General features: G+C 60.0%; 21 protein-coding genes. 9 read left to right on the top strand and 12 right to left on the bottom strand.

From position 1 onward, the window contains the following. Nucleotides 1-20: 20 nt before the first annotated feature. Together GTP55_RS01890 and GTP55_RS01885 are read right to left on the bottom strand one after the other, a co-directional pair. Nucleotides 21-2,420 carry a PepSY domain-containing protein gene (locus GTP55_RS01890; RefSeq protein WP_161043284.1) on the bottom strand — a complete coding sequence of 800 codons (2,400 nt, stop codon included), beginning with the start codon at nucleotides 2,418-2,420 and terminating at the stop codon, nucleotides 21-23. 130 nt (nucleotides 2,421-2,550) lie between these two features. Next, on the bottom strand, nucleotides 2,551-4,230 hold the full coding sequence (locus GTP55_RS01885; protein WP_161043283.1) for a methyl-accepting chemotaxis protein: 1,680 nt from the start codon (nucleotides 4,228-4,230) through the stop codon (nucleotides 2,551-2,553). A 141-nt stretch (nucleotides 4,231-4,371) separates the two neighbouring features. On the opposite strand from GTP55_RS01885, the gene GTP55_RS01880 reads away from it, so the two are divergent. From GTP55_RS01880 to GTP55_RS01870, 3 genes are all read left to right on the top strand, one after another. Continuing rightward, entirely contained in the window at nucleotides 4,372-5,700 is a 1,329-nt protein-coding gene (locus GTP55_RS01880; protein WP_161043282.1) for an amidohydrolase, read from the top strand. A 120-nt stretch (nucleotides 5,701-5,820) separates the two neighbouring features. Then, entirely contained in the window at nucleotides 5,821-6,309 is a 489-nt protein-coding gene (locus GTP55_RS30180; protein ID WP_161043281.1) for an Xre family toxin-antitoxin system antitoxin, read from the top strand. Then, complete coding sequence (locus tag GTP55_RS01870) at nucleotides 6,306-6,776, top strand: RES family NAD+ phosphorylase (RefSeq protein WP_371868273.1); 471 nt, start codon at nucleotides 6,306-6,308, stop codon at nucleotides 6,774-6,776. The genes GTP55_RS30180 and GTP55_RS01870 overlap by 4 nt, the downstream gene beginning before the upstream one ends. Before the next feature lie 14 nt (nucleotides 6,777-6,790). Here the strand turns inward: GTP55_RS01870 and GTP55_RS01865 are convergent, their stop codons facing one another. From GTP55_RS01865 to GTP55_RS29720, 8 genes are all read right to left on the bottom strand, one after another. Continuing rightward, complete coding sequence (locus GTP55_RS01865; protein ID WP_161043279.1) at nucleotides 6,791-7,657, bottom strand: SDR family oxidoreductase; 867 nt, start codon at nucleotides 7,655-7,657, stop codon at nucleotides 6,791-6,793. A gap of 530 nt (nucleotides 7,658-8,187) precedes the next feature. Then, nucleotides 8,188-8,454, bottom strand: coding sequence for a hypothetical protein (locus GTP55_RS01860; RefSeq protein WP_161043278.1), 267 nt, complete (start codon nucleotides 8,452-8,454; stop codon nucleotides 8,188-8,190). A 285-nt stretch (nucleotides 8,455-8,739) separates the two neighbouring features. After that, a complete protein-coding gene (locus GTP55_RS01855) occupies nucleotides 8,740-9,678 on the bottom strand; it encodes a DUF6685 family protein (RefSeq protein WP_202423449.1) in 939 nt (312 codons plus the stop codon). Between the two features lie 272 nt (nucleotides 9,679-9,950). Then, a complete protein-coding gene (locus tag GTP55_RS01850; protein WP_161043277.1) occupies nucleotides 9,951-10,814 on the bottom strand; it encodes a hypothetical protein in 864 nt (287 codons plus the stop codon). 131 nt (nucleotides 10,815-10,945) lie between these two features. After that, nucleotides 10,946-12,154, bottom strand: a complete 1,209-nt coding sequence (gene tcmP, locus GTP55_RS01845; protein WP_161043276.1) for a three-Cys-motif partner protein TcmP — start codon at nucleotides 12,152-12,154, stop codon at nucleotides 10,946-10,948. Further along, a complete protein-coding gene (locus GTP55_RS01840) occupies nucleotides 12,154-13,440 on the bottom strand; it encodes a three-Cys-motif partner protein TcmP (RefSeq protein WP_161043275.1) in 1,287 nt (428 codons plus the stop codon). Before GTP55_RS01840 ends, tcmP begins: the two co-directional genes overlap by 1 nt. A 12-nt stretch (nucleotides 13,441-13,452) precedes the next feature. Continuing rightward, on the bottom strand, nucleotides 13,453-14,328 hold the full coding sequence (locus GTP55_RS01835) for a DUF5131 family protein (protein ID WP_116994490.1): 876 nt from the start codon (nucleotides 14,326-14,328) through the stop codon (nucleotides 13,453-13,455). Between the two features lie 72 nt (nucleotides 14,329-14,400). Beyond that, the gene (locus GTP55_RS29720; protein ID WP_229257695.1) at nucleotides 14,401-14,664 is read right to left on the bottom strand and encodes a DUF6471 domain-containing protein; all 264 of its coding nucleotides are present in this window, start codon (nucleotides 14,662-14,664) and stop codon (nucleotides 14,401-14,403) included. Between the two features lie 180 nt (nucleotides 14,665-14,844). On the opposite strand from GTP55_RS29720, the gene GTP55_RS01830 reads away from it, so the two are divergent. The 3 genes from GTP55_RS01830 to GTP55_RS01820 all read left to right on the top strand — a co-directional run bounded on the left by GTP55_RS01830 (nucleotide 14,845) and on the right by GTP55_RS01820 (nucleotide 16,464). Beyond that, entirely contained in the window at nucleotides 14,845-15,132 is a 288-nt protein-coding gene (locus GTP55_RS01830) for a helix-turn-helix domain-containing protein (RefSeq protein ID WP_161043274.1), read from the top strand. A gap of 356 nt (nucleotides 15,133-15,488) precedes the next feature. Then, the gene (locus GTP55_RS01825) at nucleotides 15,489-15,914 is read left to right on the top strand and encodes an organic hydroperoxide resistance protein (RefSeq protein WP_110846126.1); all 426 of its coding nucleotides are present in this window, start codon (nucleotides 15,489-15,491) and stop codon (nucleotides 15,912-15,914) included. Between the two features lie 97 nt (nucleotides 15,915-16,011). Next, the gene (locus GTP55_RS01820) at nucleotides 16,012-16,464 is read left to right on the top strand and encodes a GNAT family N-acetyltransferase (protein WP_161043273.1); all 453 of its coding nucleotides are present in this window, start codon (nucleotides 16,012-16,014) and stop codon (nucleotides 16,462-16,464) included. 10 nt (nucleotides 16,465-16,474) lie between these two features. Here the strand turns inward: GTP55_RS01820 and GTP55_RS01815 are convergent, their stop codons facing one another. Both GTP55_RS01815 and GTP55_RS01810 read right to left on the bottom strand, forming a co-directional pair. Next, nucleotides 16,475-17,812 carry a sensor histidine kinase gene (locus tag GTP55_RS01815; RefSeq protein WP_229257694.1) on the bottom strand — a complete coding sequence of 446 codons (1,338 nt, stop codon included), beginning with the start codon at nucleotides 17,810-17,812 and terminating at the stop codon, nucleotides 16,475-16,477. Next, on the bottom strand, nucleotides 17,802-19,202 hold the full coding sequence (locus GTP55_RS01810; protein ID WP_161043272.1) for a sigma-54-dependent transcriptional regulator: 1,401 nt from the start codon (nucleotides 19,200-19,202) through the stop codon (nucleotides 17,802-17,804). The genes GTP55_RS01815 and GTP55_RS01810 overlap by 11 nt, the downstream gene beginning before the upstream one ends. Before the next feature lie 157 nt (nucleotides 19,203-19,359). Between GTP55_RS01810 and GTP55_RS01805 the strand changes: the two genes are divergently transcribed. From GTP55_RS01805 to GTP55_RS01795, 3 genes are read left to right on the top strand one after another with little or no spacing between them, the layout of a single operon-like run. Next, complete coding sequence (locus GTP55_RS01805; protein WP_229257693.1) at nucleotides 19,360-20,661, top strand: efflux RND transporter periplasmic adaptor subunit; 1,302 nt, start codon at nucleotides 19,360-19,362, stop codon at nucleotides 20,659-20,661. A gap of 31 nt (nucleotides 20,662-20,692) precedes the next feature. Next, on the top strand, nucleotides 20,693-21,373 hold the full coding sequence (locus GTP55_RS01800; protein ID WP_161043271.1) for an ABC transporter ATP-binding protein: 681 nt from the start codon (nucleotides 20,693-20,695) through the stop codon (nucleotides 21,371-21,373). Continuing rightward, entirely contained in the window at nucleotides 21,370-23,763 is a 2,394-nt protein-coding gene (locus GTP55_RS01795) for an ABC transporter permease (RefSeq protein ID WP_161043270.1), read from the top strand. The genes GTP55_RS01800 and GTP55_RS01795 overlap by 4 nt, the downstream gene beginning before the upstream one ends.

Raw genomic sequence — 23,763 nt, 5'->3', positions numbered from 1 at the left:
AGACCCCTTCGCTTGAGGGGTTAATACACATCGCGGCGGTAGCGGCCATCTTCTGCCAGCTGCTCCAGCTGCGCGCGGCCGATGATGTCGGCCAGCGCTGCATCCACCCCGCCCGCCATGCCCTGCAAGCTGCCGCAGACGAAGATCACCGCACCATCGGCGATCCACTGGCGCAGCGTATCGGCGCGCTCTTGCAGGCAATCCTGCACATAGCCGCCGCCGGTAACGTCACGTGAATACATCAGATCCAGCTCCGGCAGGAAGCCCTGCGCGCGCCAGCCTTTGATCTCGTCCGCGCAAATGGCGTCATGCGCCTGTTGACGCTCGCCGAAAATCAGCCAGTTGCGCTGCGCGCCTTCCAGCACCCGCGCGCGCAGATGCGAACGCAGGCCGGCAATGCCCGAGCCATTGCCGATGTAGATCGCCGGCGCCGGCTGCGGATACGCGTCAAACGACGGATTCGCGATCAGGCGCACACGCACTTCGTCGCCGATTGCCGCCTGGTCGGTCAGCCAGCCAGAGGCCAGGCCCAGTCCGCGCTCGCACTGCACCTGGCGCACCACCAGCTGCAAGCTGCCATCCTGGGGCACTGACGCCAGCGAGTAGCGGCGCGGCGCCGCATCCACGCCATAATGTCCCGGCCAGATATCCACCAGTGCACCGGGATGCCAGCCAGCTCCGATGTGGCCGCCCAGCGTGATCTCGTACAGCGGAAAACCGATGCTGCCCGGATTGAGCAGCACGCGCTTTTCCAGACGCCAGCTCACATATTCTCCGTCGTCGGCGGCAGCGCTCAGCGTCACCTCCGCCGCATCGGCCGCGCCCTCGCCCATCAAGCCGCGCAGCGCATTGCCCCAGCGCGCCAGCGCGCCGGCGTCGCCGTTATCCATTTCAATCATCGGATGCAGCGGCTGCGCACCCATAAAGCTCAGGCGCTGATCCAGCGTGCGGCCAAAGCCGCAGAACTGCGCGTAATTGCGGTCGCCCAGCGCCAGCACGGCGTACTGCACATGCTGGAGTTCTTCCTTGGCCGCATGCAGCAGACGGCTGAAGCGACGCGCGCTATCCGGCGCTTCGCCTTCGCCAAAGCTGCTGGCGACGAACAGCGCGCGGCGGTATTTGCCCAACTGCGGCGGCGTCAGTTTTTCCAGCGACTGCACATGCACCGCCACGCCGGCCTTTTGCAGCGCGGCCGCGCTTTGCAGCGCCAGACGCTCGGCCTGGCCGGTCTGGCTGGCATAGGCCATCAGCACCGGATCATCCTGCGCCACGCCAGCCGGCGCCAAAGCGGCAAACTGCGCGCGCTCGGCACGGGCGATGCGTTTCTGCTTGCGGCGATTCAGATACAGCATCCAGCCGGTGATGCCAAAGCCAGGCAGCGCCAGCGCGGCGATGAACACGATCAGCTGGCCGACCACGCCGAAATATGTGCCGAGGTGCAGCGGATAGATGGTCGACTGCAGACGCGCGCCTACCGGCTTGTCCGCATACAGCTCATTCTTCAGCAGCGCGCCGGTTTGCATATTGATCGACATGCTGCTGCGCGCACGCACATGCGGCGCATCCTTGGCCACCCACAGGATCTGCAGCGGCGCGTTGGCGCGCTCCGGCGGACGCAGGAAAGCCATCTGCCAGTTCGGCGCGGTCTGCTGGAAGGTGGCCCAGCTTGGCGTCAGGTCGGCCGGTTCGGCCTTCGGCGGCTTGGCCGGCTTGGGCTTGGGCGTAGCCGCTTCGCGCGGCGGACGTATGGTGCCCATCCAGCCGTCCGCCATGTCGCGGATCGGATCGAAGGCCCAGTACACGCCGGACACGGTGAACACCATGAACACCAACAGCACCCACGTGCCCACCACCGAGTGCAAGCCCCACAGGAAGGAACGGCCCTTCATGCGCGGATCGAAGGTCAGCCAGGTGCGCCAGTCCCATACGCGACGCGGCCAGCGCAGATACAGGCCGCTCAGCGCAAGCCCCATCAGGCAGAAGGCCAGCACGCCGCTGACCATCTTGCCCGGATCGCGCGGCAGCAGCAGGAAGCGGTGCAGCTGTTCGGTCCACTCGAAGAAACCGTCGTACTTCAGCTCCGGCAGCAGCGCGGCGGTGTACGGATTGAGATAAATCGTTTCGCCTTTGCGCGCGCCCGGCGCTGGCGCCAGGCCGATGCGGGCGCTGGCCCCCGGCGTGTCGTACAGGATGATGCTGGTGACACGTTCGTGCGGCTTCAACGCGCGCGCGGCCAGCGCGAACTGCTGCGGCGCCAGCACCGGCGCGCTTTGCACGGCCACCGCGCGCACGCCGGGATTGAGCGCATCCAGGATCTGCTCGCGGAAGGCGAGGACGGCGCCGCTCAGGCCGATCACCATCAGGACCGTACCGGCGCTGATGCCGACGAACCAATGCAGCTGGAACCAGAGCTTTTTCACAGGCCCACCTGCGCGTTCAGTTTAACGGCAGGCAGCACGAGGGACGGAGGCAGATGGCACATGGCATTGATCGGTAAGAAGAATGCCGTCGATTTTACACGTAATGAGAATGATTATCAATTAATGAGAATCAGAACGCTTCCCAGTCGTCGCTGGCGTGTGTCGCCTTTTTGACCGCTTTGGCGGCGACCGGACGGGCAGTGCTCAACTGACGCGGCGCCGGCGCCTTGCGTTCGAACACCGGCGCGGCCTTGGCCGGGGCGTTGATCTTGAACACGCCGACCGCTTCGGCCAGGCGGGTCGCCTGCTCCTGCAGCGAACCGGCAGCAGCGGCCGCCTCTTCCACCAGCGCGGCATTCTGCTGGGTGGCTTGGTCCATCTGGCCGATGGCGCCGTTGACCTGCTCGATGCCGCCGGTCTGCTCCTGGCTGGCACTGGTGATCTCGGCCATGATGTCGGTGACGCGACGGATGCTGCTGACCACTTGTTCCATGGTCACGCCGGCGGTGTCCACCAGCTTGGCGCCGGCATCCACATTACTTACCGAGGCGGTGATCAGTTCCTTGATTTCCTTGGCGGCGGCGGCCGAGCGCTGCGCCAGCGTGCGCACCTCGCTGGCGACCACGGCGAAGCCACGGCCCTGCTCGCCGGCGCGGGCGGCTTCCACGGCGGCGTTCAGCGCCAGGATATTGGTCTGGAAGGCGATGCCGTCGATGACCGAGATGATGTCGACGATTTTCTTCGACGATTCGTTGATCGCACTCATGGTGGTCACCACTTCGCTGACCACGGCGCCGCCCTGGGTCGCCACTTCCGATGCGGCGATGGCCAGCTGGTTGGCCTGGCGCGCGTTGTCGGCATTCTGGCGCACGGTGGTGGTCAATTCTTCCATCGAGGCGGCGGTTTCTTCCAGTGCGCTGGCCTGCTGCTCGGTGCGCGACGACAGGTCCAGGTTGCCGGCGCTGATTTCATGCGATGCGGTGGCAATCGTGTCGGTGCCGACGCGTACTTCGCTGACGATGCCCACCAGGCTGTCATTCATATTGCGCAGCGCACGCAGCAGCTTGCCGGTCTCGTCATTGGTGCGCGCGTCGATCACGTGCGTCAGGTCGCCGGCGGCCACCGTTTCGGCCACGGTAACGGCGTCCTGGATCGGCCGCACGATGCCATGCGTCAGCAGCCAGGACAGCACGGCGCCGACCGCCACCGCGATCACGCTCAGCACCACGATCAGCATGCGGCTCTCGCCAGTATTGGCGTCGATGGCGCGCGCCGTGGCGTCGATGCTGTCGCGCTGCATGGTCACCAGTTGTTGCAGCAGATCCTGGTACAGCTGCGCGGCCGGGGTGAACTTCTGGTCCAGGATGCGCGCAGCTTCCTCGGCGTTGCCTTCCCCCTTGGCCTTGACGGCGCCGTCACGCGAGGCGCTATAGGCCTTGCGCTGTTCCAGGATGCGGGCAAACAGCTCGTGCTCCGGACCGGTTTCCGCGATCAGCGGCTCGATACCTTTGAGCAGCTCAGCCGCCTTCTTGACCGACTCGGCCGCATCGGCCTTGAAATAGGCGCCCAGCGACGGATCTTCGCTCTTGACGATGGCGGCGGTGCGGCGGATCGAGGCGAAATTGAGGCTATACCAGTCGGTAATCATGCGCTCCTTGGTGAGCGGCGCGGCCATCATGGTGCGGGTCGAATCGCCGACCTCGGCCAGGCGCCACACGCCGACCACCGCGATCAGCACCGTCATCGCCAGAATGAGGAAAAAGCCCAGTCCCAGGCGCTTTCCGATATTGAAATTTGAGAGAAACCCCATGCTTATCGTCCTTTTGCATATGCTTAACTGAATATGCAAGATTTTACGCCAACCAATTCTCCAAAGAAACAATAAATTCATTTATGTAACATTTGCTTGTAAAATGTATCGCGTTCTTCCTCAACCCTGAAGCGAGTTCCCATGAAATCTCCCCGTTTGTTCCGCCGCACGCTACTGGCTGCCTGCCTGATCGCCGCCGCCGCCAGCCAGGCCGCATCGCTGCCCGCTCCGTTGGCGGCCCAGCTGACCACCGATTACCCCAAACTGGCCAGCTTCTATCAGGATCTGCACGCGCACCCCGAACTGAGCTTCAACGAACACGAAACCGCCGCCAAGCTGGCCGAGCGCGCCAAGGCACTGGGCTTTGACGTCACTACGGGCGTGGGCGGCACCGGCGTTGTCGCCATCCTGCGCAACGGCCCCGGCCCGACCGTCATGCTGCGGACCGAGATGGACGCGCTGCCGGTGCTGGAAAAAACCGGCCTGTCGTTTGCCAGCGCGGTCACCACCAAGAACGCCGCCGGCGACACCGTGCCGGTGGCCCATGCCTGCGGCCACGACCTGCACATGTCGGCCTGGTATGGCACGGCGAAACTGTTGTCGGAAAATCGCAAGGCCTGGAGCGGCACGCTGATGCTGGTCGGCCAGCCGTCGGAAGAACCGCTGAACGGCGCCGCCGCCATGCTGAAGGACGGCCTGTTCACGCGCTTCCCGAAACCGGACTACGCGCTGTCCATGCATGACGACGCCAGCATGGCGTCCGGCACCATCATGTGGCACGCCGGCGCCTTCCGCGCATCGGCCGACACCGTCACCATCACCATGTTTGGCCAGGGCGGCCACGGCGCCGTGCCGCATGAAACCCGCGATCCGGTGGTGATGGCGGCGCGCCTGGTGCTGGCGTTGCAGACGCTGGTGTCGCGCGAGAACAATCCGCTGGACCCGGTGGTCATCACGGTCGGCAGCATCCAGGGCGGCACCCAGGCCAACATCGTGCCGGACCAGGTCAAACTGGCGCTGACGGTGCGCACCTTCCGCCCGGAAGTACGCCAGCGCGTGCTGGCCAGCATCGCCCGCGAAGCGCGCGGCGAAGCCATCGCGGCCGGTGCGCCGAAGGAACCGCTGGTGGATATCAAGCCAGGCACGGATTCGGTCTACAACGACCCGGAACTGATGGCGCGCGCCATCAAGGCGGTGGAAAAAGCTGTCGGTCCGGAATTTGTGAAAGAGATGCCGCCGAAGATGACGTCGGAAGACTTCGCCATGTACGGCCAGCAGCCAGGCGTGAAAGCGCTGCTGATCCACGTCGGCGCGGTCGATGCCGACCGTCTGGCGGCCGCGAAGAAAGCCGGCCAGCCACTGCCAGGCACCCACTCGCCACAGTGGGCGCCGGACCTGCAGCCGACCTTGATGAACACCATCAAGGCCGAAACCGCGATCCTGCTCGAACTGATGCCGCCGAAGCGCTAAGCAAACCGAGGTCTGGGACCGCGCTCCGGACCTCAACTTTAGCGCGACGGCGATTGCCGTATCTGCTCATTTGGCTTAATCTGTCTGCTCAAGCGAACATCTTGAGCATGGAGGTTTAACGTGAGCAAATTCGCGGTAAAGCGGCTCTTTACGGGAACCGGAGCGGCGAAGATTCGTGATTTTCGTTCGCTTTACCTGTCCTCGCCAGAGGATCGTATCCAGATCATCCGTGCAGGTGTTGGCGCCACCGAAACCAAGGCTTTTGCTGTCGACCTTGGTATTCCACAAGACCGATTTTTCCGCATGTTCGGCATCGCCCAAGCGACGGTCACGCGGAAAGCATCGAAGCAGCAAACGCTGTCGACCGAGGAAAGCGAAAAGATCGTGGGTATGGCAAAGCTGGTTGGACAGGCCCAGACCATCCTCGAACAGTCAGGCGACCCCGAGCTGACGAAAGATTTCGATGCGCCGAAGTGGCTGGCGAAATGGATAGAGGAACCGGTTCCTGCCTTGGGCGGGAAACGCCCCGCCGACTACATGGACACCATCGAGGGCCAGGAAATGGTATCGCGCCTGCTCTCGATGATGCAGACGGGAGCTTATGCGTGATCGTCTGGCGAATCGCTACCGATACCCCTGATTACACAGCGGACGATATGTCGGGTGTCGGCGCCAAGGTTTCCGGAGGGCGCTGGAACCGCCCCGGCAATGCCATGCTCTACTGTGGAGCCAATATCGCCTTGGTGGCTCTCGAAACCTTTGTCCACCTCAAGGCTGGCGGCCTGCCGCTCAATCGCTATCTGGTTCAAATCGATGTGCCGGATGACGTCTGGAACAAGGCGCATGACATGCGCCATCCTCCAGTGGGATGGGATGCGATCCCTGCAGCAGCAGTCAGCCTCGACGCTGGAGATAGCTGGGTCAAGGCGCAGAGCAGTACGCTGATGATCGTACCCTCCGTTATCGTCCCCGAAGAGTACAACGTACTGATCAATCCACTACATTCCGACGCCTCCAAGCTCCGCGCAAAGAAGGTGCGCAAGTGGCTCTATGACTCACGCTTAGCAAAGCCTTGACCATATTGATACGCTTACTGCGCCGCCATCGCGGAGGCGAATTCGCGATAGGCGTGCAAGGGGCGGCCGAGCAGCGTGGTCAGTCGCTCCTGGTCGCCCGCTTCCGGCAGCAGGCCATCGCTGACAAAGCGTTCGGCCATCAGGCGCATCTCATACGCCATCCACTTCGGCATGAAGGTGGCCAGGTTCTGCTCGAAGCCGCTCGGGTCATCGCCGCCATAGACGACCGGGCGTCCCAGCACCTCGGTCCAGATTGCCGCTAACGCCGAACCGGTCAGCGTGTCCGGGCCGACCAGGTTGATGATCTGGTTGGGCAGTTTGCCGGGCGCCTGGTCGCGGCGGATCAGTTCGATCGCTGCCACCTCGGCGATGTCACGCACGTCGATCATCGCAATCCCCTTGCCGCCAATCGGCATCGGATACACGCCATGGTTAACGATGACATCCTTAACCATGTGGTCATTGTCGATGAAGTACGCCGGCCGCAGTATCGTCGCGCTGAAACCCATCTGTTCGATCATGCGCTCGGCGCCCAGCTTCACCGCGAAGTGCGGCACGTTGGCGAAGCGGTCGCTGTGCAGCACCGACAGGTACACCACGCGCTCGACGCCGCAAGTGCGCGCCATGTTCAGGGTAATCAGCGCCTGGGTGAACTCGTCGCCCGCAACGGCGTTGAGCAGAAACAGCGTGTTGACGCCTTCAAACGCGGCGCGCAGGGCATCGAGATCGAGCAGGTCGCCTTGCACCACCTCCATGCCGGCGGGAAGCGCAGCTTTGGACGGATCGCGCACCAGCACGCGCACTGCTGCGCCGCGCTTAACGAGTTGCGGAACGACTTGGCTGCCGACGCGACCGGTGGGGCCTGTAACGAGGATGGTCATGGTATTTCTCCTTGAGGTACGGTTGAAAGATGAATCCATGTTAGCCGTCTCGTCGTCGATCCAAAAGACGGTATATTGAGACACTTCGTCTCGCTGGCGGAACACATTCCAGCAAGCCTTCCTCTGGGCGCACCGGCAAACCGGCGGCTTGATGCATAATCCGTTAAAAAATAGTCGTGAACTAGCTCTGGGGCTTAAGCTTTCTCAAGTGATAGCCCCAGATCGGCTAATGTCGAAGACAGTTGTGTCATAGAGACATAAAAACTGCAAAATCTTTGAAAAATAGTCATGAACTAAGGTGTCTTGTATTGCCATAACGGCAATTACGCTGACACCTTCACTGCAAAATTAAATTACACGTGCATCCTCCTGACCAAGCGAAAGGTAATGAGCTAAATGCTGGTAGTGCAAGCGGTTGATTGAAAAAGGTTCGCTCGAAACCGGCGGAAGTTGACAGGTTAACGCCCCAGAACCCCGTCCCCACTGTCTCCTTGTAATGGCCGCCGGCAATCTTCCACTTCTGGCTCGTCCTATTGAAGATCGTCAGTTCCCTCTTGAACTCGGACAGGCTTTCCAGCTTCACGCTCAATTGCTTCAAGCAGGCCTCGTTGTCGATCCACAACGTAGACCTCAACCAAGGAAATCAAATTTTGAAGTTCATAAAGGCGATCGAATGGAAAGGATAATTTGTATTCAAGATGAAGCACTAACTCTTCGGTCGTGTTCTCCTCAAAAATAGAAGCAAACTCGAATTGATTCTCGTCACTGTGAGCAACGTACTTGTGCCGCAGGTCCATGATTACTTGGTGCTGCGCTATGCTCTCCTCGCTTGATCGAAAGATGGACGATGCGTCAAGCTTTACTCGACCTGCACCGGTGCTTACAAAGCATTTGGCATATGCATTGAGTGCACTCTTGAAGTGCGCAATAAAATCGAGAATCTTGGCATAGGATGTCCATAGATGTGGATGACCTAGTTCAGCACTTCGTCCAATGTAATATTAGGCTTCGTGTATCTGGTGCATTAAGAATATCCATTGCTTGTATCTTTTGAGAGCTCTCATGTAGTCGCAGGAAAATATTTAAGTAATCGTGATGAACCTAAGGTCTGCACGGCCGTTCTCATCTCCAGTGCGGGATAGTCCTTCCAGATACGCACCGAGATCGACAATGGCCGCCTCTTGAAATGCCTGCGCGACCCGCTGGGATCGACGCTCGTTTTTTGGCAGTAGGATCGCGCGGGCTTTGTGGTAAGGCCGAGGGAGGTGCGTCCACAGCCATGTCGCTTCGAAGCTGCGCATGGCCTCGTTGAAGGCTACGGAGATCGCTGGTTTATCTGAGATCATGAAAATATCAAAGTCGCGACGCAGCGATGCGATGGCGTCAGGATTGAGCGCATATGAATGCAGACGGCCTGCCAGTGGTACCGGCGCACCGATGCGCAAAGCGATGTACTTAGCAGCAGCAAAGTGGTGTGAACCACCGCTATTGATCAGAAATAGTCGTCCATCCCAACGGTGATATTTGAAGCAGTCATCCGTATTTGGCCGCATGATGCGAATCTCATTATGGGCGAGGTTTTTTGCCAAGCCTTGAGGCGAGATATCAGTGATCATCTCTCTGGAATTACACTCCACCATCTCGTCCATCGAGCTGAATTTTGTCAGTTCCGATTTGGAGGCTGAGAAGCCATGTACTTCTTGGATCTCGCACTGCCAACGTTCGATGACTATTTTGGTGACCAGTTGCTCGAACTCCGGCCGGTGAAGATAGAAGCTATTGTAGTACCCGCCTCCTTTCTTTCGCCATCCAAGCAACTTTCCTTGCTTTCGCCGGCTTAAAAGTATGTCAGTTGAAACTCCAAACTCGTGCCAACGGACCACTTTCTCGCTGGCGATGCTTTTGTCCGTCTCGACAAGTGGTACCCGAATATCGGACTGCTCGGTAAGCAATCGAAGTAGTTTTGCCGGACGCCCAAAGCTTTCGGCGAATCCGTCCATCACAAACTGTTTGAAACTCATATGCACTTCCATGTGATTGATGTGTGGCAATATTACCGCGACATCTTCCCCGCGCAAGTGTCAAACTTTACAGTGTCCGATTTGTCGAGCCATTCGCCTGAGGGGAAATGCGTTGGGGATAGCTGCGGCGTCGGATGATTGGCAGCTTATTCTCGAAGCGGTCGATCGACGTTAGGCCTTCCATTCCACCTGATCCAAATTAACCGTTGAGTTCAAGTCCCCTCATTCGCAACCGGACCGTAGTGAGACAGTATCGGTAGGACCTTCGATGGCTACTTTGCCGATTGGATCAGGGTGAAATCCAGTGGTATCTCATGAAGGTATGATCGCGCCAGCCAGCCGTTTCTGTCTTTGAACTTCTTATGTTCAAGGTAGTGGCGTAGCTCTTTGATCATCGGATTCACCTCTCGTAGCAACCACCGTAGTTGTGTAGGCTCAGCGATATCGGTTTCGCCGATAAGCTTCTCGACCTGATCAGGGAAATCGTCAATCTGGCCTTCCCAGAGCTCATTCGCTTGTCGAATAAACTCTGTGTTCCGATCGAAACGGCGTGAGTCCTCACTGGGGTCTGCAAGAGGAGTAGTTCGATCTCTAGCTTCTTGCGCTAGTACTTGATTCTGATACTGCTGAAACTTATTCAGTGCACCGAGAATAGACTGTGCCATGTCGCGCGTATTCGCCTGATGCCACGGTTCAAGCTTGCGTTGGATAGCTTCGTCGGGTTCGCCCAGTGCTACCAACAACTGTTCGAAATTTTCTACAATCTTGATCATTTCTGGCTTCGGAATTTCGGCGTCCCATCGGCCCATATTGCCAATTATCTGAAATGATGTATCGGCCATCAGACCGACCATGTTTCGCATATGCGCCAGAAGGCTATCTGCTTCAGACAGCTTATCGTTCAAAGCAACCATCTTCGCTTCGACGCCTAGCGCTTTAATCGATTCGAAACGGGAGAGGCTGGAAAAGGCAATCAGAATTAGGCCGGCGGTGAACAGCAATGTCCCAGCCTGCAGCTTGTCGGTAATCGTGGAATAGATCGCGATTCCTAAACATGTTATACCCATCGTGCCCAGCAGGAAATCGCGGAACTGTCCTGACCAGTTGACGAACTTGTACGAAGGAGTGTCGCGCATAATTGATTACTTCTTTCTAGGGCTGATCTGGTATGGCAGTTAGACCGCAAAGCCAGCGATGCTTGTGACGTCACCGGCGACTAGGAGCTGCTTCATGCCATGCTCCTGCGCGCTAAAGCTTATGAGGCATCCTAACGCGGGACTGTCCTCGTAAGCGTTTCCCCCTTCTCATAGTCGACAACGTTTTTCGGCCGCAGTTTCGGGCCTGCAGTGACGTTTTGAACTTCACCACGTTCGATCAGCCCCCTCAAGGCCAGTTGAAGCTCCGATGGGAAGCAATTGCTCTGACATATGAGGTTTGCGAATACGGGTTCCGTGACCAGTAAATTCTGATCGCCAATGCGCGCAAGCCAAAGCTGCTGGAGCTCATGGATACGTGCGTTCGATTCGTTCCAACTCGGTTCCATCTGACCGGCGTCGATTCCAAAAAGGTCGCCTGTTTTATCTGCTTGGGTTTGTTTATTGTATTTGGCGGCATTGCGCACGGCGCTTTGCACCCCAGCCAGCTTTTCCGATTGCTTCATGAATTCGATAATCCCTTTGGGATGCCGAGTCAGGTAGATGAGATGGTACTTTGTTCGGTCCACAGTAGGATCGAGTATGGTGACATATCCAGACAAAGCTTTAGCGTTTGCGGTGCTCACGCGGTCTGCCAGCGCACTACGATATCGTTCCAGTAAAAACTGCTCGCGCTGAGCTGGGTTGCTTGGTATTTTTTCCGCATCAAGTTGGCCACCAAGGAGCGCTGCGATATCGTCACGCAGAGCATTCATTGAGGCCGCGCGGTTGATGAAGTCGTACATGAAATTGATCAGGAACTCGCTGCGCGGGCGTTCTAGCAACGGTTGAAGAATGTCAGGTTTCACCGCCATCCACCCCTTCGGGTCAATGAAAAAGAATGCGAAGCTTTTGGGCGGGCAACGTGCCAGGATGTCTGGAATGCTCCGCGTGAAATCCCCGTGAATTGCTGCGGTTTTTACGTTCGCAGGCGAATGACTTGCTAAGAACTGACTTAGCCGGCCGAAGGCACCATCGTCCTTTTCTACATATACAGCTCGGAACTTCACTGACTTGTCGACCTTCTCAAGGGCGTATTGGACCATCGAGAGCAGGTTCATAGAAATTGCGATCGATGTCGATGCCAGGTCATCGCTCTCGTCCTTCCAGGGCCCTGCAAAGCAATCGACAAAGATGATCTCTTCGTGACCGAGTTTGCTGGCGCTCCAGCCGACAATGTAGAGTAGTCGTTCGAGATACCCATCCAGTAGCAGATGCTTTATGTATGCCTGCTCGCGGCCGACGTAGGGCGACGGAATAATTTCGTGTGGATCAAATTTCATCACAGGTGCCCCAAGAAGATCGATCGTTGACGGTGCGGAATCAATATGTCGGTGCCGTGGATGGAACTGCCTTTCGCACGCAACCCGCCACCCTCGATGACTGCTTGCACTTCCTTGGATGCCACGCCGACATGGAGCGATTCTTTGACGATTTTTTCCGTGGCTGTGGTCTGATTGGCGATCTGCGACATGAGGTCGTTGAACAGAAGGCCCTTTGGATTGCTATAGATCATGCGAGGAAGCAGATCCTGAAGCGTCTCCACGCTTTTCGAGCGGAGCGTGTCATCGAAAGCGCGCGTTTCCGTAAAATTCATCTCGGACTGAGACGTGACATCAATGTCTTTGTTTGCCTCGTAGCCGATTTCGAAGAAGCCACCGTCAAGGCTGTGCCCAAAGCTATTGCCATGTTCCCAGTGCACTGTCTTCATTACGTCATTCGCGCGGTACGCATTGGACAAATGTACGAGCCAATATGACCAGGGGCGGTTCCCTTTTGGCGTAACGAAGAAAAGAGTCATAAAGCGGGCACCGCTGGCCTTCCAGATACCGTGCGAGATTTGACGCTGGATCATCTGGCGCCAGTGGGAGCCGGCCTTCAGGCGCGCGATATCCTGCCAATTGATGTAATGCTCCAATCCGATTTTTTGCGTGATCGAGTGGAACTGCTTGCTATCTGTCAGGAACGTCAGCAGCGAGTCGACGTTGAACGTTAAGATGACTTCGGCACCTTTAAGGTTCTGGAAAATATTGCGCACCGTGGGCATCGCAATATCATTGTATGCGTACTGATCGAGAAGAAAAATCGCGCGCTGTCCGCCTTGGTGTGAAACGCCGGCCGCAGTGATGTCGGCGCAGACCGACTCGAATTTATTCTTGTACAGCCGGATGTCGTTATCGATGAGGTGGCCGTAATTCTCGGCCTTGAGGGTGTGCGTGAGGTACTCAAACGAACTCGGATTGGGCTCGACGAAATGGTACTGAGCTTCTACCGCACGACGGGTCTGCGTGCGTGTGGCGTTCAGATAGGCCTCAGCCTCCTTCACGGTCTGAAGCATGATCAGCGGGGATCCTGGTGCAATACCATTGCCGTCGGTGTACAGCCCTCCGCCGGCAAAACCATCGACCAGCGTGAGCTTAAGCCGCGGGATCTTCTCGTTGGCCATCAAGACGCCAATGTACTTGTAGAGATAATCCCTAACTAGCTGATGTTTTACTTTTGAGTGTGGATCAAGTGGAGGAGGTGCATCTCCAATTATCCATTGCCATTTATCGCCAGTTTTAGTCAATTATTCGTCCCGTTATCGTGCAAGCCCTCCGTCTAGCAAAGGTACTTGGTCCCACGTCGTTCCACCTAATTCCCGTCCACCCTTTGATTTACCAACCTTGACCAACCGAATAATTGCCCCATCGCGGCCCACGACGTCGATACGTTGCGCTCTGGCCGATATGCCCTCTGCAATCAGTTCTTCGGGCGCCCAATGCCCCCACTGCTTAAAGTGGAAGGGTACATTGGCTTCGTTGCACTGGTCGCGCAGGTCTTCCGGCCACGCGGGATTCATGGACCGCGAATCTGGTCCACTCTCACCGCCTGCAATCACCCAATTGATTCCCGGAACACTTGACCCTGGTGCTTGTAACCAAGGTCGCAAATTCAGAGGACCCAAAAGTGGCTCTGCTGAAACGAAGCGTACCACTACATTGTGCTGAAGCAAATGGTCTACTCTTTTTTCTAACCAATTTTGATTTTCGGTGCTGGTGCCCAGCCAAATGTTCTCGGGCCACTTTCCAGACCAAGGAGCCAGTTTTTTAACGTGGCGTATCCTTTTCGTCAGCAGCAGCCAATCGAGATTTGGCGTCGCTTCAATCAGCGCCCAAAGCCTTTCCCGAGTTTCGTTCAAATCTGCCCGATCTTCAAACACATCCGCCATCGATGCGCAAAATACTCGTCTGCGTTCGCCCGCAGCGGCGGCATCTCTGTCCCATTTAAGTGGTTCGCGCCAGTGAGCATCAGTAAAGAAACGCCTAGGCGCTTCTTTTCCCCAGAGATCATTCATACCTACACGCTTCGCCCAAGTCTCAGCGTAGCAGTGTTTGCATGCAGGCGAGATGCGTAGGCACCCCCACCAGGGATTAAATGTGTGATGGGTCCACTCAATCTTACTGTTGACGCCCATGATGCTCTCCAAAAATGTAAGACAACTGTATGTTAATACAGTTGTAAATTCGTCGCACTACGCAATAAATAGTTAGTCAAACCGCACCTCATTTTTACCTAAGGCTTTCATACATTGCATAAAAAATGCGAACGTGAAGCGGCCGCGCGTAATTTTAGTAGCGACACCCTTATAGGTGTCCTCTACGCCAATTTGGGCCAAGCGTGTGACTAACTCACCGTAGCCCACTCCCGACAGCCGCAATTCGGCCTTCAGTTTGTTGGCGGCCTTTTCAGACCATTCATCGGAATACACGTCGGCAATTGAGTTAAATTTGATTGAGACATTGTTCCTCATATACGGGGATAAATCAATGTATATGAGATATTATCCTTATATGCGAGGAGGTTTTGTTTATGAAAGCAAGTTCTCAACAAAATTGCAAAAGATGCTTAGAAACATCATTTATTCATTAAATGATGCATCTAAGCGACATTGACGATAGCGTGAGAACCATCAGTCTTAGAACTATCAATCATGCGACACGATCAAAACTTTAATTCCATTGCTGTCCAGAGTGCTGCTCAGCGTCTTGGTGAGCGTATTCGCACCTCTAGAAAAGCACAGAAGCGCTCGTTGGTCGATTTGGAAAGCGCGTGCCGCGTGCACCGGCAAACACTCGCACGCCTCGAACGCGGCGATCCAGGTGTTTCCATCGGTGTCTTTTTGAGTGTGCTTGAGGCGTTGCGAGAACTGTCCAGTGTCGAATTGCTCGTCAACCAGCCAGATACGCCTACGCATTTGCGCTCGGGCGTCGATGTGTAGAGGCTTTCACCGGGCAACCAGTCCAGCAGCAGGCCTGGTATTGGCTTCAGACGCAAGATCGGGGTGACAATTTTTTGATTTGACATGTGTTCACGACTATTTTTCATTGTTCATGACTATTTTTCGATGTTCACAACTATTTTTCGGCGGATTAGATGCATCCGATTAAAAATCGCTGTTACAAACCGATACAAATATAGCTTGCTATTAAATCGCGTGCTATGTATAGTGTGGTCATGGGCGCTGCAAACAGCGCGAGTTGTAGTAGATTAGCAAGCTGTACTCCCAGATGGTAGATAGCAAGCGATTGAATAGCCAACTAAACTTAACGGTATCACTCACTGAAAGGAAATATCATGTCGCTCGAAAAAGTCCTCTACACTGCACACGCTAAAACCACCGGCGGCCGCGAAGGCCAATCGGCTTCGTCGGATGGTCACCTGTCCGTCAAACTGAGCACCCCGAAAGAACTCGGCGGCGGCGGCGGTGAAGGTACCAATCCAGAACAACTGTTCGCTTCCGGCTACGCTGCCTGCTTCATCGGCGCCATGAAATTCGTCGGCGGCCGTGACAAGATCGCCATTCCAGCCGACCTGTCGGTGGAAACCGCCGTCGGCATCGGCCCACTGCCTACCGGCTTCGGTATTCAAGTTGAGCACAAAATTTCGCTGCCAGGCATGGACCGCGAAACCGCGCAGAAACTGGTCGACGCAGCGCACATCGTTTGCCCTTACTCGAACGCCACCCGTGGCAACATCGACGTGACCCTGACCATCGTTTAAGCGATTCAGCGCCACACGCGGCGAAGGCCGGCCCCTCTTCGGAGGCGCCGGCCTTTTTCACATACAATCAACGCTTTGACCCTGGACGAGACGCGCAATGATTGAGTGGCACTGGCTGGCTTTTGACGACATTCCCCGCAACGACTGGTATGAGGTGCTGCGCCAGCGGCAGGCTGTCTTCATCCTCGAACAAACCTGTTTGTATCCCGATATCGACGGCTGCGATCCGGTCTGCCATCACCTGATGGGCTGGCGCGAGATCGACGGCCAGCGTACGCTGGTGGCCTATCTGCGCTGCGTGCCGCCGGGCGTGAAGTTTGACGAGATGTCGCTGGGCCGCGTGCTGACCACGCAGGCCGGCCGTGGCACGGGCGTGGGCCGCGAGCTGCTGGCCAAGGCGATTCCGCTGTCCGAGAAGCTGCATCCGGGCTATCGCTTCCGCATCGGCGCGCAGGCGCACCTGGAAAAATTCTACGGCAGCTTTGGCTTCCAGACGGTGACCGCGCCGTACGATGAAGACGGCATCATGCACGTGGATATGGTGCGCTGATTCTGGTGCGTTAAAACGTCAGGATGAAGCGCGCGCCGGCGCCGACCGAACGCGCGTGGCGCACCGTGCCACCGTTTGCGTGCACCAGGTGACGCACCATCGCCAGGCCGATGCCCCTGCCCTGTTTTTTGGTCGAGAAGAATGGCGTGAAAATGTGGGCAGCCAACGCTTCCGGCACGCCGGGACCATTGTCCGCGACTTCGATGCGCAGCCGCCCACCGCGACTGAGGCGCGCGCGCACTTGCGCCTGCGTGCCGGCTTCCGCTGCGTTCTTCAGCAGATTGATCAGGGCTTGCTCCAGCTGCCCCGCATCGATCATCACCTCCAGCGACGCCGGTTCGACCGAGAACGTCAGCTTGCCCTGCCACTGCGGCTCCAGCAACGCCTTCAGCCGCTCGAACAATTCTTCCAGCAGCACGCGCTGCGCCTGCGCTTGCGGCACGGTAGACAGGCTGCGGTAGCTGCCGACAAAATCGACCAGGCTGGCGGCGCGGCGGGCGATGGCGTCCAATGCGGTGCCCAGGTCGGCGTGGATGTCGGGCGGCAGGCTGGCCTGTGCTTCGTCCAGCAGGCCGCAGGCGGTACGCGACAGCGAGGCCACCGGCGTCAGGGAGTTCATGATTTCGTGCGTGAGCACTTGCACCAGTTCGCGCCAGGCGTTGAGGGCTTCGGCTTCCAGTTCGCTTTCCACCGGCATCAGGGCCGCGAGACGTTGCGATGCGCCTTGCAGTGCCAATGCGGAGACGGCGACCAGTGCGCGCTCGGCGCCGCGTTCGGTGTCGAAGCTGACCAGCTGGCGGTGGCCGACCGCTTGTGCGGCCAGCAGTTGATGCAGGTCTTGCGGGGCGCTGGCGCGGCCTGGGGCCAGCAGCCGGCGGGCGGCGGCGTTCAGCGGTGACACCGCGCCGGCGCCCGCCGCGTGCTCGATGCGGAATAGCGCGATGGGTGCGTGTTCAAGACGGGCTTCCAGCGCAAGCATGGTGTCGGTCGGCGATGGCGGATGTGCGGCACTGCTGCGGCCAGCGTGCTGGTGTGGCTGCAATTGCGCGGGCTGCAGTGCTAACACGGTGGTGGCGATATTACCGTCGTCGCCGGTGCTGCCGCCGAGCGGCTGCGGGATGTCGTCGCCGGTCATGCGGTGGTACGCATTCTCCATGCGCGGCACGCGCGGGGCGAGGCGGCGCAGGCATTGCCACACCAGACTGGCCGGCGCCACGGCCAGCAAGCCGCACAACACGATGCGGCGTGGCTCCGGTGCTGACGACAGCAGGTCGGCGGCGATGGACAGCGCCATCAGCCCCGCCGCGCCGGCCGCCACGCCCAGCTTCAGCGCGCGTTCAGATGCCATGCTTGCCCAGCTTGCGGTACAGCGCTGCGCGGCTGATGCCAAGCGACTTCGCTGCGTGACTGATGTTACCGTTGAATTGCGCCAGCGTCGCCGCAATCGCCGCACGCTCGATCGCGTCCAGCGTGGTGTCGCCAGAGGACGCACTTGGCGGCACATCGGCCAACGCTGGCGCGACAGCAGTGTCGGCGACGGCGTGCAATGCACCGGCTGCTGCGGCCGGTGCACTGGATTGGACCAAGCTGGGAAGGCCGAAGTCGGCGACGCCGTATTCCGCGCCCTGGCCAAGAATCACGGCGCGCTCACAGGCATGCCGCAAGGCCCGCACATTACCGAGCCAGTCGTGCCGCACCAGCGTATCCAGCGCGGCAGCGGCCACATTGCGCACCGGCCGCTGGTACTGCGTCTCATACATTTTCAGGTAATGCGCTAGCAGCAGCGGCACATCCTCGCGCCGCTCGCGCAACGGCGGCACGCGGATCACGATCGTATTCAGCCTGAATAACAAGTCGGCCCGAAACACCGACGGATCGAACAGCCGCGCTTCATCCAGATTGGTGGCGCTGATGATGCGCACATCGATCGCCTCCGGCTTGTCGGCGCCGATCGGCGTCACTTCGCGCCGCTCCAGCGCCGTCAGCAGCTTGGCCTGCGCCGCCAGCGGCATGTTGCCGATTTCATCCAAAAACAGCGAACCGCCGCGCGCCGCCTGGAAGCGCCCCGCCCTGTCCGCCTTGGCATCGGTGAACGAGCCTTTGCGATGGCCAAACAGCTCACTCTCAAACGTCGATTCCGGCAACGCCCCCATATCCACCGCCAGCAGCGTGCCGCCAGCGCGGCGCGATGCCGCATGAATCGCCCGTGCCACCAACTCCTTGCCGACGCCATTCTCACCCAGCACCATCACATTCGCCTCGGTCGGCGCCACGCTGGCGATCAAGGCCTTCAACTCGCGCATGGCGCGCGACTCGCCCATCAACTCCGGCGAACCGGCCGACGCGCCACGCCCCGCCTCGCGCCGCGCCAGCGCCTGATCCACCGCCGCGATCAGGCGCGCGTTATCCCAGGGCTTGGTGATGAAATCTCCCGCGCCGCGCTTGAGCGCCTCCACGGCCAGCGGCACATCGGCATACGCCGTCATCGCGATCACCGCCGGCGGATTTGCCTGCGCGCGCAGCACGTCGAGCAGCGCCAGGCCTTCCGCACCGTTGATGCGGCCCGGCGTGAAGTTCAGGTCCAGCAACACCACGTCCGGCACGCCGCGCGCCAGCAAGGCCGGCAAGCTGGCCGGATCGCACAGCGTGGCCACTTGGCCGTAGCGCCGCCGCAGCAGCATCTGGGCGGCAGTAGCGACATCGGCATCGTCATCAAGGATCAGGATATAGGCGGACATGCAAGCATTCTAGCAGCCACCCGGATGCTGTAAACGCCCACTTCCGGCGGCTGTCCAGTTGCGAACAGCGGGCACTGTCCGGAAATGAACACTTGCGCGCCGCATTCGGCTAAAAGCGGCATTTTCGGCATGGCACAGCGTTTGCTGTATGACCGCTATGCACATCAAAAAAAAATTTGACGCCGCCCCTCACCTCCCCGCCAGCGGCGTGGCCATGGACGCCGTGGTGCCGCGCCGGCGCGGCAAGCGCATCGCCATCATCATCGCCAGCATGGTGGCGACAGCAGCAGCCGCTTACGTGTTGTGGTCGTGGATGCCGCGCGGCCTGCAAATCGACGGCGCCGACCTGCGCATCGGCCAGGCCACGCGCGGCGTCTTCATCGACGACATCATCGTGCGCGCGAATGCCGAGCCGCTCAACTCCGTGATCCTCGATGCGGTGGAATCTGGCCGGGTGGAGGAAGTGTTTGCCGTCGACGGCGCGCTGGTGAAAAAAGGCCAGCTGCTGTTCCGCATCTCCAACCCGCAGCGCAACCTGGAACTGCTGGCGCGCCAGTACGAACATTCGGTCAGCGTCTTCAATCTGTCCAACCTGCGCGTGGCGCAGGAGGCCAGCGCCAGCGACCACCAGCGCCGGCTGGACGACCTGCAGTTCGCGCTCGACCAGGCGCGCAAGCAGCATGCGCGCAATGTGAAACTGGCGGCGCAAGGCTTCATCTCCGGTGTGGTGCTGGAAGAGTCGGAAGACAAGCTCGCGCAACAGGAACGCGCGCTGAAACAGGAACAGAAAGCCAACGTGGCCGAATCGCGTGTGCGGCAAAGCGCGGACCAGCAGATGGAAAGCTCGATCCAGGGCTTGAACTCGGGCCTGAAACTGGTCTCCGCCACGGTGGATGCGCTGGCGGTGCGCGCCCCGGTCGAAGGCCGGCTGACCAACTTCCGCCTGCAAGTGGGCGAGTCCATCGCCACCGGCAAGAACATCGGCCGCATCGACGATCCGACGCGCTTCAAGCTGTCGGCCAGCGTGGACGAGTATTACCTGAACCGCATGGCGGTCGGCCGCCACGGCAACGTGCAGCAGGATGGCCGCAGCTACGCCGCCGACATCAGCACCATCTACCCGCAGATCAAGGACGGCCGCTTCACGGTGGAGATGGTGTTCACCAACGGCCAGCCGCCGGTGCTCAATCCCGGCCAGAGCCTGGACGCGCGCATCACCCTTGGCGAGCCGGCGCCGGCGCTGCTGCTGCCCAACGGCGCCTTCATCAACGATAGCGGCGGCGCCTGGGTCTATGTGCTGGACGCCACCGGCCACGGCGCCCAGCGGCGCGCAGTGCGCACCGGTCGCCGCAACAACAGCCAGATCGAAGTGCTGGAAGGCCTGAGCGTCGGTGACAAGGTGATCCTGTCCAGCTACGCCGCTTACGGAAATTCACCAAGGCTGCAAATTCCGCAGTAATCTCTCTTTACCTCACCATAAGGCACATCCAATGCTCAAACTCGTCGGCGTCAGCAAAGTTCATCAAGCGGGAGAAATCCAGACCACGGCCCTGGACCGCATCGACCTGGAAATCGAAGCCGGCGAATACGTCGCCATCACCGGGCCTTCCGGCTGCGGCAAGTCGACCATGCTCGGCATCCTCGGCCTGCTTGACGTGCCGACCCGCGGCGAATACTGGTTTGAAGGCCAGAACATCGCCGGCTGGAGCGAAGCACAGCTGAACAAGCTGCGGCGCGGCCGCATCGGCTTCATCTTCCAGAGCTTTAACCTGATCGAAGAACTGACGGTGTTCGAGAACGTGGAACTGGCGCTGGAGTACAACGGCACGCCGGCACGCGAACGACGCGAGCGCGTCACCGCGATGCTGAACAAGCTGGGCGTCGGCCACCGCGCTGGCCACCGGCCGTCGCAGCTGTCCGGCGGCCAGCAGCAGCGCGTGGCGATTGCGCGCGCGCTGGTGTCCGGACCCGCCGTCCTGCTGGCCGATGAACCTACCGGTAACCTGGACAGCGCCCACGGCGATGAAGTCATGCGCCTGCTGCGCGACATCAATGCTGAAGGCACAACGGTGGTGATGGTGACCCACTCGCCCGACCACGCGGCGCAAGCCTCGCGCACCCTGAACCTGCTGGACGGCCGCATCATGGTCGATGCGCTGCAAGCAGCATGATGCTGCGCGATTTCCGCATCGGCTGGCGGCTGTTGTTGCAGCAGCCAGCCTACTCGGTAGTGGTGATCGGCGGCCTGGCAATCGGTTTTGCCGCCTGCTTCCTGCTGTTCGGCTACGTGGCCTTCTGCCTCAACTTCAACAGCAGCATCCCGGATAATGAGCGCGTGCTGACGATCAAACAGCGCGTCAACGTGTTTCCGCGTCCCGATTGGCAGCTGCGCGCGCCCCTGCCGCTGCGCGATGTCGCCATCAACAGCGGCGCAGTCAGCGAAGCAGCTTTCGTCAAGAGCATCGACACGCCGCTGCGTGCCGGCACCGAGTTGCGCGCCTTGCAGCTGTATGCGGTGGACCCGGCATTCCGCAGCATCTTCGGCTTGCAGGCGCAGACTGGCGATGTGCAGGCCGCGCTCACCCAGCCGGATGGCCTGGCGCTGACGCAAAGCGCCGCCGCCAAGCTATTCGGCACAGAATCGGCGCTGGGCCGCACCGTGCGGCTTGAGGACACCACCTTGCAAGTGCGCGCCGTGCTGCCCGATCCACCGGCCAACAGCACCCAGCAATACGAAGCGCTGATCGGCACCGGCAGCAGCGCCTGGCCCGAGCGCAACCGCGCACCTGATACATGGGTCAATGGCATGGTCTACCTGAAGATCAAGCCCGGCGCCGCGATTGACGCCCTGACCGCGCAACTGCAGACGGCGATTGAAAAGTCACCGCTAAACCAGCGCGTACGCAACGGCGCCATGGGCAAAGGCCTGAATGGCCGTAACGTCTCGGACATCCGCCTGCAATCGCTCAGCGATGCCTACTTCGACGCCGACATGGCCGCCAGTCGCAGTGGCGACGCCTACGGCAGCACCAGCGGCGTATTCGGCCTGGCCGCCGGCGGCTTGCTGATCCTGCTGCTGGCGGCGATCAACTACGTCAACCTGGCCACCGTGCGCACACTGCGCCGCCAGCGCGAAATCGGCTTGCGCAAGCTGCTGGGCGCCAGCACCGGCCAACTGCTGCGGCAGTTCCTGAGCGAGTCGGTGCTGACCGCCATGCTGGCCGCCGTCGCCGGCATCATGCTCGCATGGCTGCTGCTGCCGACCTTCTCGGACCTGGTGAACCGCCGTCTGGAAGGCATGATGACACCGTTGGCCTGCCTGATCGCGCTGGGCTTCAGTGTCATCATCGGTCTTGCGGCCGGCGCGTACCCGGCGTGGCTGGCGCAGCATGCGCGTCCCGCCAGTGCGCTGGCAGGACGCGGCAACAGCGAAACCGTCTCCGGCCTGTGGCTGCGCCGCGTGCTCACCGTGCTGCAATTCAGCAGCGCCATGGCACTCAGCGCAGGCACGCTGGCGGTAGCCTGGCAGACCTGGTACGCCAGCCACGCGTCGCCCGGCTTCGATCCGGCGCACCTGCTGATACTGGACCTGCCCCGCGAGAGTGAAGGCAAGCCATCCGCCGACGCCATGCTCGAACAGCTACGCCGGCTACCCGGCGTGCAAGGTGTCGCCACCATTTCGGAAGCCGTAGGACGCGACGGCATGAAGTTGATGAACCTGGTGACCACGCGCGATGGCGGCGAAATCCCGCTGGAGGCAAAATTCGTCAGCCCTAACTGGTTTGAAGTGAACCGCCTGACGCCCGTCTTCGGCCAGAGCTTCAATCCGGCGCTCGATCCGCACGATGAGCGGGACAGCGGCGGCGTGATGCTGAACGCTGCCGCTGCGGCGGCGCTGGGATTCGCGACGCCGCAGGAGGCGGTGGGCGTGAGCATGCCGCAGGGCTTCCGCATCATCGGCATCGCGCCGGACTTGCGCTTCCAGGGTCTGCACGCGCCATCCAAGGCGTTGATCTACCGCGTGCGTCCAGGCAGCGTGGCGATGATACGCACCAGCGCTACGGTGGACCAGGCATACGACATGATCGAACCGCTATGGCACCGCAACTTCCCCAACGCGATCATGGCGCTGACCACGCAGGAAACGGTGCTGGCCGACCGCTACGCCGCCGATGCGCGGCTGATGCGCATCCTCGCCATCAGCAGCATTACGGCGATTGCACTGGCGGCGTTTGGCATCTATGTACTGTCGGCCTACAGCGTGCAGCGCAACCGGCGCCAGATCGTGCTACGCAAGCTGCACGGCGCCGGCAGCAAGGACATCGCGCTGATGCTGGGGCGCGAGTTCTCGGTGCTGGTGGGCGCCGGCGCCATCATCGGCCTGCCGCTGGCGGCGGTGGCCACGCAACGCTACCTGGCCGGCTACACCGAGCATGCGCCGGTTGGCGTCTGGACGCCGGCGGCAGCGCTGCTGCTGGCGATTGTGGTTGCGCTACTGGCCACTACCCGCCACACGCTGACGGCGATGCGCATGCCGCCGCTGCTGGCACTCAAGGATTAA

The sequence above is a fragment of the Duganella margarita genome, from assembly GCF_009857535.1.
Classification (GTDB): Bacteria; Pseudomonadota; Gammaproteobacteria; order Burkholderiales; family Burkholderiaceae_D; genus Rugamonas; species Rugamonas margarita.
This window is presented reverse-complemented; position numbering and strand designations above follow the sequence as displayed.

Excerpts from the sequence above, each read along its gene's own strand:
- GTP55_RS01885 (WP_161043283.1), bottom strand. The coding sequence starts at position 4,230 with ATGGGGTTTCTCTCAAATTTCAATATCGGAAAGCGCCTGGGACTGGGC.
- GTP55_RS01880 (WP_161043282.1), top strand. The coding sequence starts at position 4,372 with ATGAAATCTCCCCGTTTGTTCCGCCGCACGCTACTGGCTGCCTGCCTG.
- GTP55_RS01865 (WP_161043279.1), bottom strand. The coding sequence starts at position 7,657 with ATGACCATCCTCGTTACAGGCCCCACCGGTCGCGTCGGCAGCCAAGTC.
- GTP55_RS01860 (WP_161043278.1), bottom strand. The coding sequence starts at position 8,454 with ATGGACCTGCGGCACAAGTACGTTGCTCACAGTGACGAGAATCAATTC.
- GTP55_RS01855 (WP_202423449.1), bottom strand. The coding sequence starts at position 9,678 with ATGAGTTTCAAACAGTTTGTGATGGACGGATTCGCCGAAAGCTTTGGG.
- GTP55_RS01850 (WP_161043277.1), bottom strand. The coding sequence starts at position 10,814 with ATGCGCGACACTCCTTCGTACAAGTTCGTCAACTGGTCAGGACAGTTC.
- tcmP (WP_161043276.1), bottom strand. The coding sequence starts at position 12,154 with ATGAAATTTGATCCACACGAAATTATTCCGTCGCCCTACGTCGGCCGC.
- GTP55_RS01835 (WP_116994490.1), bottom strand. The coding sequence starts at position 14,328 with ATGGGCGTCAACAGTAAGATTGAGTGGACCCATCACACATTTAATCCC.
- GTP55_RS29720 (WP_229257695.1), bottom strand. The coding sequence starts at position 14,664 with ATGAGGAACAATGTCTCAATCAAATTTAACTCAATTGCCGACGTGTAT.
- GTP55_RS01830 (WP_161043274.1), top strand. The coding sequence starts at position 14,845 with ATGCGACACGATCAAAACTTTAATTCCATTGCTGTCCAGAGTGCTGCT.
- GTP55_RS01825 (WP_110846126.1), top strand. The coding sequence starts at position 15,489 with ATGTCGCTCGAAAAAGTCCTCTACACTGCACACGCTAAAACCACCGGC.
- GTP55_RS01820 (WP_161043273.1), top strand. The coding sequence starts at position 16,012 with ATGATTGAGTGGCACTGGCTGGCTTTTGACGACATTCCCCGCAACGAC.
- GTP55_RS01815 (WP_229257694.1), bottom strand. The coding sequence starts at position 17,812 with ATGGCATCTGAACGCGCGCTGAAGCTGGGCGTGGCGGCCGGCGCGGCG.
- GTP55_RS01810 (WP_161043272.1), bottom strand. The coding sequence starts at position 19,202 with ATGTCCGCCTATATCCTGATCCTTGATGACGATGCCGATGTCGCTACT.
- GTP55_RS01805 (WP_229257693.1), top strand. The coding sequence starts at position 19,360 with ATGCACATCAAAAAAAAATTTGACGCCGCCCCTCACCTCCCCGCCAGC.
- GTP55_RS01800 (WP_161043271.1), top strand. The coding sequence starts at position 20,693 with ATGCTCAAACTCGTCGGCGTCAGCAAAGTTCATCAAGCGGGAGAAATC.
- GTP55_RS01795 (WP_161043270.1), top strand. The coding sequence starts at position 21,370 with ATGATGCTGCGCGATTTCCGCATCGGCTGGCGGCTGTTGTTGCAGCAG.